This is a genomic window from Gallionella capsiferriformans ES-2 (assembly GCF_000145255.1).
Taxonomy (GTDB): Bacteria; Pseudomonadota; Gammaproteobacteria; order Burkholderiales; family Gallionellaceae; genus Gallionella; species Gallionella capsiferriformans.
In genome coordinates this window covers 439,747-451,675 of sequence record NC_014394.1, presented here as the reverse complement: position 1 = coordinate 451,675, position 11,929 = coordinate 439,747, and the positions used below count along the sequence as shown (strand labels likewise).

General features: G+C 53.6%; 13 protein-coding genes and 1 tRNA gene. 9 read left to right on the top strand and 5 right to left on the bottom strand.

Annotation, left to right across the window (positions count from 1 at the left end; all coding sequences use genetic code 11):
• The first annotated feature begins 70 nt into the window (after nucleotides 1-70).
• Nucleotides 71-1,303: an MFS transporter gene (locus tag GALF_RS02040; protein WP_013292386.1), complete on the top strand. Its 1,233-nt coding sequence runs from the start codon at nucleotides 71-73 to the stop codon at nucleotides 1,301-1,303.
• 9 nt (nucleotides 1,304-1,312) lie between these two features.
• Here GALF_RS02040 and GALF_RS02035 read toward each other — a convergent pair.
• Nucleotides 1,313-1,386, bottom strand: a tRNA-Gly gene (locus GALF_RS02035).
• Nucleotides 1,387-1,429: 43 nt separating this feature from the next.
• On the opposite strand from GALF_RS02035, the gene thiS reads away from it, so the two are divergent.
• From thiS to trmB, 3 genes are read left to right on the top strand one after another with little or no spacing between them, the layout of a single operon-like run.
• Complete coding sequence (gene thiS / locus GALF_RS02030) at nucleotides 1,430-1,633, top strand: sulfur carrier protein ThiS (RefSeq protein WP_013292385.1); 204 nt, start codon at nucleotides 1,430-1,432, stop codon at nucleotides 1,631-1,633.
• A gap of 49 nt (nucleotides 1,634-1,682) precedes the next feature.
• Nucleotides 1,683-2,477 (top strand): thiazole synthase, encoded by a 795-nt coding sequence (locus GALF_RS02025; RefSeq protein ID WP_013292384.1) that lies wholly within the window; start codon nucleotides 1,683-1,685, stop codon nucleotides 2,475-2,477.
• Nucleotides 2,478-2,535: 58 nt separating this feature from the next.
• The gene (gene trmB, locus GALF_RS02020) at nucleotides 2,536-3,231 is read left to right on the top strand and encodes a tRNA (guanosine(46)-N7)-methyltransferase TrmB (RefSeq protein WP_013292383.1); all 696 of its coding nucleotides are present in this window, start codon (nucleotides 2,536-2,538) and stop codon (nucleotides 3,229-3,231) included.
• Here the strand turns inward: trmB and hemW are convergent.
• The 4 genes from hemW to GALF_RS02000 form a co-directional block, all read right to left on the bottom strand.
• Complete coding sequence (hemW, locus tag GALF_RS02015; protein WP_013292382.1) at nucleotides 3,202-4,386, bottom strand: radical SAM family heme chaperone HemW; 1,185 nt, start codon at nucleotides 4,384-4,386, stop codon at nucleotides 3,202-3,204. The genes trmB and hemW overlap by 30 nt on opposite strands.
• Nucleotides 4,383-4,973, bottom strand: a complete 591-nt coding sequence (gene rdgB / locus GALF_RS02010; RefSeq protein WP_013292381.1) for an RdgB/HAM1 family non-canonical purine NTP pyrophosphatase — start codon at nucleotides 4,971-4,973, stop codon at nucleotides 4,383-4,385. Before rdgB ends, hemW begins: the two co-directional genes overlap by 4 nt.
• 3 nt (nucleotides 4,974-4,976) lie before the next feature.
• On the bottom strand, nucleotides 4,977-5,693 hold the full coding sequence (rph, locus tag GALF_RS02005; protein WP_013292380.1) for a ribonuclease PH: 717 nt from the start codon (nucleotides 5,691-5,693) through the stop codon (nucleotides 4,977-4,979).
• Nucleotides 5,694-5,784: 91 nt separating this feature from the next.
• The gene (locus GALF_RS02000; RefSeq protein WP_013292379.1) at nucleotides 5,785-6,570 is read right to left on the bottom strand and encodes a PP2C family protein-serine/threonine phosphatase; all 786 of its coding nucleotides are present in this window, start codon (nucleotides 6,568-6,570) and stop codon (nucleotides 5,785-5,787) included.
• A 78-nt stretch (nucleotides 6,571-6,648) separates the two neighbouring features.
• Here GALF_RS02000 and GALF_RS01995 point away from each other — a divergent pair, with 78 nt between their 5' ends.
• The 5 genes from GALF_RS01995 (at nucleotide 6,649) to GALF_RS01975 (ending at nucleotide 11,807) form a co-directional block, all read left to right on the top strand.
• Complete coding sequence (locus GALF_RS01995) at nucleotides 6,649-7,512, top strand: YicC/YloC family endoribonuclease (RefSeq protein ID WP_013292378.1); 864 nt, start codon at nucleotides 6,649-6,651, stop codon at nucleotides 7,510-7,512.
• A 469-nt stretch (nucleotides 7,513-7,981) separates the two neighbouring features.
• On the top strand, nucleotides 7,982-8,476 hold the full coding sequence (locus GALF_RS01990; protein ID WP_013292377.1) for a hypothetical protein: 495 nt from the start codon (nucleotides 7,982-7,984) through the stop codon (nucleotides 8,474-8,476).
• Nucleotides 8,477-8,852: 376 nt separating this feature from the next.
• Nucleotides 8,853-9,470, top strand: a complete 618-nt coding sequence (gene gmk / locus GALF_RS01985; protein WP_013292376.1) for a guanylate kinase — start codon at nucleotides 8,853-8,855, stop codon at nucleotides 9,468-9,470.
• A gap of 3 nt (nucleotides 9,471-9,473) precedes the next feature.
• A complete protein-coding gene (gene rpoZ / locus GALF_RS01980) occupies nucleotides 9,474-9,680 on the top strand; it encodes a DNA-directed RNA polymerase subunit omega (RefSeq protein WP_013292375.1) in 207 nt (68 codons plus the stop codon).
• A gap of 18 nt (nucleotides 9,681-9,698) precedes the next feature.
• Nucleotides 9,699-11,807, top strand: a complete 2,109-nt coding sequence (locus tag GALF_RS01975; protein ID WP_013292374.1) for a RelA/SpoT family protein — start codon at nucleotides 9,699-9,701, stop codon at nucleotides 11,805-11,807.
• Nucleotides 11,808-11,929: the final 122 nt, after the last annotated feature.

Here is an 11,929-nt window from a genome sequence, read left to right as displayed (position 1 = left end):
GCCGCAATTTGCCCGCAATCCTTAATCGCCATCCTGCTAAAATATCGGCCACGCAATCATTCAACCCTTCATGCCTACCCCTCTGACCCCGCAACGCGAACGCTATCTACTGCTGACCCTATCCGGCATGCAGTTTTCGCACATCCTCGACTTCATGATCATGATGCCGCTGGGCCCGATTTTAATGCACGAATTTTCCATCACAACGCATGAGTTCGGCTTTTTGGTCGCCTCCTACAGTTTCAGCGCCGCCTTCGCGGGCCTCTTGGCCGCCACCTTCGTCGACAAGTTTGAACGAAAACGGCTGTTGCTGACCGTCTTCGCGCTGTTCGGCCTCTCGACGCTGGCCTGCGGCTTTGCGCCCGGCTATGCCACTCTGTTGATCGCACGCGGACTGGCCGGCGCGTTCGGCGGGGTGATGGGTGCCATGGTGCAGACGCTGGTCGGCGATTTGATTCCGTTCGAGCGACGTGCCACCGCCAGCGGCGTGATTTCCTCCTCGTTTTCACTCTCGACCGTGGCAGGCGTCCCTCTGTCGCTGTGGCTGGCCAACCACTACAATTGGCGCGCACCGTTCATCCTGATTGCCGTCACCACCGTCGTATTCATGATCATCGCACTGCGCCACCTGCCTGACGTGCGCCATCACCTGAATCAGGCGCGACGCGCCCACCCCTTCTCGGCCATGTTCGACGTGCTGCATGACGCCAACCACCTGCGCGCACTGATCTTCACCATGCTGATCCTGTTTTCCGGTTTCACGGTCATCCCGTACATCACCGTCTATGCAGTGGCGAACGTCGGAATTCTTCAGCACGATATTTTCTATATCTATCTGGCAGGAGGCGCCGCGACGCTGGTCACCTCGCCCCTGATCGGACGCTGGGCGGACCGGGCCGGCAAGGTAAAAATCTACCAGATCATGGCCGTGGCATCCACCGTACCGCTGTTTGCCGTCACGCAAATTGAAGCCGCCCCCCTCTGGGTATGGCTGATCAGCACCACGTTGTTCTTCGTGCTGATTTCGGGGCGCATGATACCGGCGATGGCGATCATTACGTCAGCGGCCATTCCGAAACTGCGCGGCACCTTTATGTCGCTCAATTCCGCCACGCAGCAACTGGCTAGCGGTTTGGCGGCAACGCTGGCAGGATTCATCACGACGCAAAGCGCAACGGGACAAATCGCGGGATACGACCATGTCGGCTATGTGGCCATCGCCGCAAACATACTGGCGATCGCCTTCGTCGCGCGCATCGTGATGCACGAAAATACTGCAGAAATGAGAATAAATCGGGAGTAAAGCTTACGATGGAGCGGGTGAAGGGGATCGAACCCTCGTATGCAGCTTGGGAAGCTGCCGTTCTACCATTGAACTACACCCGCGTGGTAGCATCGCATTTTAGCGTAACTGAAGGACAAATTGAAAGTGATTACTGTCTTTGTGAACGGCGCCGAGCGCCAATTGAACGATAATTGCAGCATTGCCGAGCTGATTGAGGCGCTCGGCTATACCGGACGTCGCATCGCGCTGGAGAAAAACGGCGACATCGTGCCGCGCAGCCGGTACGCCGATTCCACGCTTAATGAAGGCGACAAACTGGAAATCGTCGTTGCGGTCGGCGGGGGATAATTATCAATGGATCATTGATAATTGACAATTAAATACAAAGGATTACAAAATGAATGACCCGCTCATCATCGCCGGAAAAAGCTACTCATCGAGACTCTTAGTCGGCACTGGAAAATACAAAGATTTCACCGAAACCCGCGCGGCGCTGGACGCTTCCGGGGCCGAAATCGTCACAGTGGCGATACGCCGCACCAATCTGGGTCAGAACCCCAATGAACCGTCGCTGCTCGATGCCGTACCGATGTCGAAATTTACCTATCTGCCCAACACCGCCGGTTGCTATACCGCCGATGACGCCGTGCGCACGCTGCGTCTGGCGCGCGAATTGCTGGACGGTCATAGTCTGGTCAAGCTCGAAGTGTTGGGCGATCCGCAATCGTTATATCCGAACGTGATCGAAACCATCGCCGCCGCCAAAATACTGGTTGCCGAAGGTTTTCAGATCATGGTCTACACTTCGGATGATCCGATTGTCGCAAAACAACTCGAAGACATCGGCTGCGTGGCGATCATGCCACTGGCCTCATTGATCGGCTCTGGCATGGGCATCTTGAACCCGTGGAATCTGCAACTGATCATGGATCGCGTCAGCGTGCCGGTGATCGTCGACGCGGGCGTCGGAACCGCCTCGGATGCCGCGATTGCCATGGAACTGGGCTGCGCAGGGGTCTTGATGAACACCGCGATTGCCGGTGCACAAAATCCGGTGCTGATGGCCAGTGCGATGAAAAAAGCGACGGCAGCCGGACGCGAGGCATTTTTGGCAGGACGTATGCCGAAAAAACTCTACAGCGCGAGTCCCAGTTCTCCGACCGCTGGCATCATCGCCTCAGCTCGCAGCTGATCTCCCATCTATCCCTTCACCCGACTCTAAGGAGTGAAGGTAATCCAGTGTAACGAATATGACTAATACCGACGATCTAACTAAACGCCACATCCGCAGCTATGTTTTACGGCAGGGTCGCGTCACGGTCGCACAGCAGCGCGCCGTCGATACCTTGCAAGCGGTCTATGGCATTCCCTATGCGCCAGCTCCCCTCAACCTCGAGACGGCTTTTGGCCGCAGCGCACCCAAAATCCTCGAAATCGGTTTCGGCATGGGGGATAGCACAGCGAGCATTGCTCAGGAAAATCCGCAAAACGACTACCTGTGCCTGGAAGTGCATACGCCGGGGGTGGGCAATCTGTTCAAAGTGATGGGCGAGCAGAACATCAGCAATATCCGCATCATCCAGCACGATGCGGTGGAAGTGCTGCGCGACATGATAGGAGATGGAACGCTGGACGGCGTGCATATCTTTTTCCCAGATCCCTGGCACAAGGCGCGTCACAACAAGCGCCGGTTGATTCAGGCGCCGTTCATCGAAAAACTGATGAAAAAATTAAAGCCGGGCGGCTATATCCACGTTGCGACCGACTGGGAAAATTACGCCCAACAAGTGCTGCAGGTATTGAGCGATGAGCCGCTGCTTGAAAACACCGCTACCGATTACGCCCCGCGCCCCGACTACCGCCCGCTCACCAAATTCGAGAAGCGCGGGATCAATCTCGGGCACGGTGTCTGGGACTTAGTCTTTATCCGCAAGGAAAATCTCTAATAAATCATTGAGGAAGCGCTGGCCTTGCAGGGTTGGCGCGATGCGCTGGATGTCGCGGGATAACAGCCCGCGCTTCTCAGCGTCGAGCAGCTCGCGCTGGATAGAAATCAGCGACAAACTGGTGCGCTCGCAAAACAAGGCGGCATCGAAGCCTTCGTTCAGGCGCAACGCATTCATCATAAATTCGAACGGGATCTCATCTCGGCTTACCTCGTGCTCCGTTTGAACCGGCGCGCCCAAGGCCACCTGCTGCATATACGCTTGCGGCTGTTTGTAACGCGCCTCGCGAACGATTTTATCGGGAAAACTGAGCTTGCTGTGCGCGCCGGCACCGATACCTAAATAGTCGCCAAACTTCCAGTAATTGAGATTGTGACGAGAGCGCCGGTTCGGCTGCGCGAAGGCCGATGTTTCATAGTGCTGGTAGCCATTTTCCGCCAGCAGCGCCTCAATGGCCTGCTGCATGTCGGCGCTGGCGTCGTCGTCCGGCAGCGACGGCGGATTGCGATAAAACAGCGTGTTCGGCTCTAGCGTCAGGTGATAGGCGGACAGATGTTGCGGTTTGAAAGTCAGCGCGGTCTGCACATCCTGCAAGGCCTGATCCAGCGTCTGTTTGGGTAGCGCATACATCAAATCCAGATTGATATTATCGAAATGAAGCTGCGCGATATCGATAGCGGCTTTCGCCTCATCGGCGGTATGAATCCGCCCCAGCGCCTGCAAGTGCGTATCGTTAAAACTCTGTATGCCCATCGACAAACGGTTTACGCCGGCATCCCTGAAGGCTGCGAACTTAGCGGCCTCGACGGTACCGGGATTGGCTTCCAGCGTGATTTCCGCATCACCGGACAGCGGCAGCAGCATGCGTACCTGACGCAGTATTTCCGTGATCGCTTCACCTGAAAGCAGGCTGGGCGTACCCCCGCCGAAAAACACCGTATAGACTTTTCGCCCCCATATCTGCGGCAGCGCCATTTCCAGATCACGGATCAAGGCGTCGACATATTCCTTTTCTGAAAACCCACCGCGGGCCTCATGCGAATTAAAGTCGCAATAAGGACATTTTTTCACGCACCACGGCACATGAATATACAGCGACAACGGCGGCAGCGCCGTAAAAGCGACCGATTTTGAAATCAGGGAAACGGGGATCATGCCACTTTCAGGTGTTGCAACAGCACCTTCATGGCCTGCCCACGATGACTGATCGCGTGTTTTTCTTCATGCGTCAACTCAGAACTCATCTTGTTCAATTGCGGCAACCAGAACATCGGGTCATAGCCGAAGCCGCCCTCGCCCCGTTCCTCGTGCGCGATTTCGCCGTGCCATTCGCCCTCAGCGATAACCGGCTGCGGATCATCCGCATGCCGCACCAGCACCAGCACGCAGTAGTAATGCGCGCGGCGATCCGTCACGCCCTGCATATCGCGCAACAATTTCTCGTTGTTGCGTCCATCTGATTTCGGGTTGTCCCCCGCGTATCTTGCCGAATACACGCCGGGCGCGCCACCTAACGCCTCAACGCAGATACCTGAATCATCCGCTAACGCCGGCAACCCGCTCAGACGGCTGGCATGGCGCGCCTTGGCCAGCGCATTCTCGATAAAGGTGACATGCGGCTCTTCCGCTTCCGTGATGCCCAGTTGCGACTGCGTCACAACTTCAATCCCTAAAGGCTGCAGCATATGGGAAAATTCGCGCAGCTTACCGGCGTTATTAGACGCGATGACGAGTTTATTCACGGTTTAGCCTGCCAGCGCAGCCTGTTGCATTTTGATTAAATCAACAATGCCGTTTTGCGCCAGTTCCAGCAACTGATCCATTTCAACGCGTGAAAAAGCGTGACCTTCTGCGGTGCCCTGCACCTCGACAAAATGTCCGCTGCCCAGCATCACCACATTCATATCGGTGTCGCAGGCCGAGTCTTCCAGATAATCCAGATCAAGTACCGGCGTACCCTGATAGATGCCCACCGAAATTGCGGCAATCGCATCGGTGACTGGCGTTTCCGTCAGCAAGCCCTTTTCTATCAGACTGCTCACGGCATCCTGCAAAGCCACATAGGCGCCGGTGATACTGGCAGTGCGGGTTCCACCATCTGCCTGAATGACGTCGCAATCAATCTGAATGGTGCGTTCACCCAGCTTTTTCAAATCCACCACGGCACGCAGACTGCGACCGATCAGGCGCTGAATCTCCTGAGTACGACCGGATTGCTTGCCTTTCGCGGCTTCCCGCTGCATGCGGCTACCGGTCGAGCGCGGCAACATGCCATATTCCGCCGTGACCCAGCCTTCACCGCTGCCCTTCTTATGAGGAGGAACACGCTCTTCAACGCTGGCGGTGCAGATGACTTTAGTGTCGCCGCACTCGATCAGCACCGAACCTTCGGCGTGCTTGGTGTAGTGACGGGTGATGCGAATTTCACGCAACTGATTTGCTTGTCTTGAACTTGGGCGCATAAATAACAGTAAGTGGTAAGTGGTAAGTGGTAAGTGGTAAGTGGTAAGTGGTAAGTGGTAAGTGGTAAGAATTTAAACTCGGAAACCGGGTTTAATGAATTTCCAGAATATGGCTGATGATCACGTCGGTGTCATGTATATCCTCGGCGTTGCCCCAGCGTAGCGCCAGCCCGGTGGCATTATCCGCTTTGCCGTTTTCAAGTCCTACGGCGCGCACGATCAGCTGATCAAGCACCCCTTCAACCGGATTTCCGGCAAAAGCGGCCAGCAGATCTTTATCAAACAGAGGGCCTGATAAACCATCGCTGCACAATAAAACCACATCGCCAGACTGCAGCTCGACCGGATTGCCAAGCTCGATGTTGAACATATCCTCTACGCCGCCCAGACAATTTGTAATCTGGTTACGTCTGGGGTGAGTGCGCGCTTCCTCTTCGTCGATCACGCCACACGCCAGCCACATCTGCACCATCGAATGATCCAGCGTCTTGGCAAACACCGCACCATTGCGAATCAGATACAGTCGGGAATCACCGGCATAGCCCCAGTACAGTTTGCCATTCTGGATCAGCGCCGCCACGCAAGTGGTGCCGGGGAAAGTATGATCCATTTTTTGCGGCAAACTCATGATGCGCTGATGAGCCGCCTGCATCGTATCGGACAAAAAAGCTTGCGGATCAACAGCATGAGAATGACCGGCAAACGCACTCATAAAAGTATCAATCGCGATGCTAGCTGCCACCTCGCCGTGAAAATGCCCGCCCATTCCATCGGCCAGCACCATCAATAAATCGTCATTACTGTACGCGTAGGCAACGCGATCCTGATTATATTTTCGATCGCCGATGTGACTGGCCTGATGGATAGAGAATTTCATAGTCTGCAATCGTAATATAATGCGCGCTCAGCGCACAGCTTTTTATTTACAACCGCGCATTTTGGATACTTAAACACCATGATTTTAAGCATGACCGGTTACGCGAATACCAGCGCCGACGCCAGCAGCGGCACGCTATCTCTGGAACTGCGGGCCGTTAACCATCGCTATCTCGATATTCAGTTGCGCATGCCGGAAGAATTTCGCGTGTTTGAAGGCGCATTGCGCGAACTGATCAGCGCACAACTCCAGCGCGGCAAGGTCGAATGCCGGATTAACTATGCCGCACGCGAAGTTCAGGGCAATACGACCCTCAATCGGGAACTGCTGACGCAACTGGCGCAATGGAGCTGCGAAGTGAAAAGCGCCCTTCCCGGCGCACGGGATTTGAGCGTTGCCGACGTGCTGAACTGGCGCGGCATCCTCGCCACGCCCGCAGTTTCAAACGACGAATTGCGCGCGACGCTGGTCAGCCTGATGCAGGCCGCCCTGTTGGAATTTTCCGCTTCACGCAGTCGAGAGGGCGACAAGCTCAAAGAATTTCTGCTGGTGCGCCTTGAGAAAATTGAAACATTGCGCGCCGAAGTAATCCCCCACGTCCCCGCCGCAATTGCAGCTTACGAGACCCGCCTGACCAACCGCTTGAGGGATGCAATGCAGGGCACGGATGATGAGCGCGTACGGCAGGAAATCGCGCTGTTCGCCAGTAAAATCGATGTCGATGAGGAGCTCTCGCGCTTAGACAGCCATCTGACTGAGATGCACCGTATCCTCAGACAAGGCGGTGCAGTCGGCAAGCGGCTGGATTTCCTGATGCAGGAACTCAATCGTGAAGCCAATACGCTGGGCTCTAAGTCCGTCGATGCTGAGGTTTCGCGCAGCGCAATGGAAATGAAAATTCTCATCGAACAGATGCGAGAACAAATCCAGAACCTTGAATAGTGTTTTAGCCCGAATCACCACAACGCACAAACCCACCTAAAGCCGCTAATCATGCGGCTTTGTCATAATTGCCACTGCACTTCCACTCATTAAAACGCAACATGCCTTGCACCTAAACGTGTCCAAAATATGATTGACAATCAAATTCCATGACTAGGCCCCACCAATCTGAAGGACAGCATAAAAAATCAATCTGATATTTAAATTCGCAACAGAATCAAGTCAGAGCACATTTTTAACCTGCGCGAAAATAGTGAAAGTACAGCTCACCTTGATCGGCACTACCTAGCTAACTAGCTAATATCTAATAATGAAATAAGCTGCTAAATTTCGCCTACAAGTATTTGCTACACCTGTTTTTCTTGGATGAATGTAACTCTTCCTGTTTTCAGCTAATTCTTTCACTGTTAAGTTTTTATGGCGCGCGGCAACGTCTTTTTTGTCGCAAAATCAGCTAGGAATAAATTTAATGTTTAAATATTTTGCAATTGCTTCATTATTGACAGTTACAGGTTGCGCCTCAATAGCGGGGGAGAAAATGCAGCCAGTTTCGGTGCAAACAATACAGGATAATAAAGAGGTTGCTGGTGTCGGATGTACGCTAACAAATGATGCGGGAAAATGGTTCGTAACATCTCCCGGTAGTGTAACCGTCCATAAGAGCACCGGTGACTTGGCAATTGATTGCAGTAAAGACGGCAACATTGTGGGACATGAAACCTTGGTATCAAAAAGTAATGGTGCAGTGTGGGGGAATATCCTTGCTGGAGGGGGCATCGGCTATATCATCGATAGAAACACCGGTGCTGGATTTAATTACCCAGATAGCATTACTATAGTACTTCGAAAAATTGGCGAGGTGGTTGGATTGGTTACTCCCGCAATCGCGACCACTACACCTATCGTTGCAACGACGGCACCAATAGTTACGGCTACGGCACCAACTGAAGCAAGTAAAAACTAAAACACGACAATCTCACCGTTCAACTGACCAACAGGATCACAATTGTGACGGCAACACAGCAAAGCTGTGTTTTTGTAGCAGTGGTTCAAAGACACGGTGTGATTGCTCAACAACAGTTGATCACAAATATTGTTGGGATAGACCGCTTGAACTGGTGACAGTCAGGCGGTTTTGTATTTCAGGCCGGAATTTAGACTGCCGGTATCGTGTAAAATGCAAAAAGTTAGGGAACACAACGATACCATCGCTTTGCGTGCACCAAGTAAAAAGCAATATTAACTCACAACTAAATAAATCAATTAGTTACGCGTTTAATACAGATTAAAATCCAACTTGGAATAACCCGGAATTTGAAATTTACCCGTTTGGAGTTTTTATGTCAGGAAGTTTATTCGTCATCAGTGCGCCGTCTGGCGCCGGAAAAACCAGTCTGGTGCACGCCTTGCTCGCCACCAACCCGCAGATTGATTTGTCCGTCTCCTACACTACCCGTGCGCCACGCAAAGGCGAGGTGGATGGTGTCGCCTACCACTTTGTCAGCCGCGAAACATTCATCGAGATGTCAGGACGCGGCGAGTTTTTGGAAAGCGCCGAAGTCTACGGAAATTTTTACGGCACCTCGCAAAACTGGATCGCGCAGGAAAACGCCAAAGACCGCGATATTTTGCTGGAAATCGACTGGCAAGGCGCCCAGCAGGTCAGGCAGCAGTTCGCTGAATGCGTCAGCATTTTCATCCTGCCGCCTTCCATCGCAGCACTGGAACAACGACTGACCGGGCGCGGCACAGATCACAGTGACGTCATAAAACAACGCATGGCAGCAGCAAGCAACGATGTCGCACATGTAGCTGAATTCGATTATGTTATCATCAACGATAATCTGAACGAGGCGCTCAAGGAATTCAACGCGATCGTTCTGGCCGCCAGACTGCGCGGCACCAAGCAGTTGGCTCGCCATCAAAATTTAATTAACCAGTTACAAAATCCGGAGTAAATCATGGCTCGTATTACCGTAGAAGAATGCTTGGCACATATCCCTAACCGTTTTGAAATGACGCTGGCCGCCGCTTTTCGCGCACGTCAAATCGCCAACGGCGCATCACATCTGGTCCCTGAAAGCCGCGACAAACCGACTGTAGTTGCCTTGCGCGAAATCAGCAAAGGTAAAGTCGGCGTAGAAATCCTCAACCGGGGTCACGCTTAACTTTTGCTATAGCAAACAATGGCCGACGCAGAATTTCTGATTGACGAAGTATCGGGCTACCTGAAGCCTGAGGATGTAGAACACATCCGTGCTGCAATAGAATTCAGCCGCATCGCCCATCAGGGTCAAACCCGCCAGTCGGGCGACCCGTATGTCACACATCCGATTGCAGTGGCGCGCATACTCACGCCCCTGCATCTGGATGCGCAATCCATTATTGCTGCACTGCTGCACGATGTGGTTGAAGATACCGAAATCACCACCGAACAGATCGCGGAACAGTTCGGCAAACCCGTCGCAGAACTGGTCGGCGGGCTGAGCAAACTGGAAAAGATTCATTTTGAGACGCGCGAAGATGCGCAGGCTGAAAATTTCCGCAAAATGCTGCTCGCGATGGCACGCGATGTTCGCGTCATTCTGATCAAACTGGCCGACCGGCTACACAACATGCGCACGCTCGACTCGATGCGGCAGGACAAGTGTGAACGCATCGCGCGCGAGACGATGGAAATTTACGCGCCGATTGCCAACCGGCTGGGACTCAATGAAATCTATCTGGAACTACAGGATTTAAGCTTCAAACATCTGCACCCGAATCGCTATACGGTGCTGGCCAAGGCGCTCAAGGTCGCACGCGGCAATCGCCGTGAAGTGGTCGGAAAAATACTGGACGCCATCCGCGGACAGCTTGAAAAAAAACAGGTTCAGGCCGAAGTCACCGGGCGCGAGAAGAACATCTACAGTATCTATAAGAAAATGCAGCTCAAATCGCTGGCGTTTTCGGAGGTACTGGATATCTACGGTTTTCGCGTGCTGGTTGAAGACACCAATGCCTGCTATCTGGCACTAGGCGCACTGCACGCGCTGTACAAACCGATCCCCGGAAAAATAAAAGACTATATCGCCATTCCGAAGTCCAACGGCTATCAGTCGCTGCACAGTACGCTGTTCGGCCCCTTTGGCACGCCTATAGAAGTCCAGATTCGCACCCGCGAGATGCACAAGATCGCCGATGCAGGCGTTGCCTCGCACTGGCTCTACAAGAACGGCCACGCAACCATCAGCGAGCTGCACAAAAAGACGCACCAGTGGCTGCAGGAATTGCTCGAAAGCCTCAACGACAGCCGCACCTCGGCCGAATTCATGGAACACCTGAAGGTCGACCTTTTCCCCGATGCGGTTTATATTTTCACCCCCAAAGGCAAGATTCTGTCATTGCCACGCGGCGCTACGGCAGTGGATTTCGCCTACAGCGTGCACACTGATATCGGCAACCGCTGTATTGCGGTCAAAATCAACCACGAACTGGTCCCGCTGCGTAGCGAACTCAAAAATGGCGACAGGGTGGAAATCATCACCGCAGCGCACGCAAAACCCAATCCTGCCTGGCTGACTTATGTGACCACCAACAAGGCGCGCAGCCATATCCGCCATTTCCTCAAGACCATGCAGTCGGGAGAATCAGCTCAACTGGGAGAGCGCCTGCTGGGTCAGGCTTTGACGGCACTGGGATTCAAGTCTGCCGAAATTTCAGAAGCCTGCTGGAATAAACTGCTGCGCGACACCGGCGTTAAAACCCGTCAGGAAATTTTGGCCGATATCGGTTTAGGCCGCCGCCTCAACATGGTGGTCGCACGGCAACTGGCCTGCAATGGCGATGCTGCACCCGGAGATATCGTCTCCAATCCGGTCATCACCATACTGGGCACGGAGGGCATGGCGGTGCAGTTCGCCACCTGTTGCCGGCCTATCCCGGGAGATCCTATCATTGGCGTAATCAAGAGCGGACAGGGGCTGGTCGTCCATACGCACGATTGCCCGCTGCTACGCAAAGGCCACAGCGGACAATGGCTGGACGTTGTGTGGGACAAACACATCACGCGCACCTTTGCCGTCAACCTGAAACTGCTGGTTGCCAATCAACGCGGCGTACTGGCAAAAGTAGCGGCCGCCATCGCCGATGCTGAATCAAACATTGAGAACGTCAGCTTCGCCAACGAAGGCGAATACACTGCGCTGCACTTCACACTGGAAGTTAACAACCGCCTGCATCTGGCCACCATCATGCGCAGCTTGCGCATGATTCCCGAAGTTATCCGCATCTTCCGCGTACAAAGCGCAGTCTAAACTCACCCCCCAGCCCAGCCAAACTATCTATGCATTCAGGCATATTGTGCTTGCCAGAGCACATAGATATAGTGGCCAAAAATCATCCTTGATGCCTGACGATTAAATTGCGGGGTCAATAT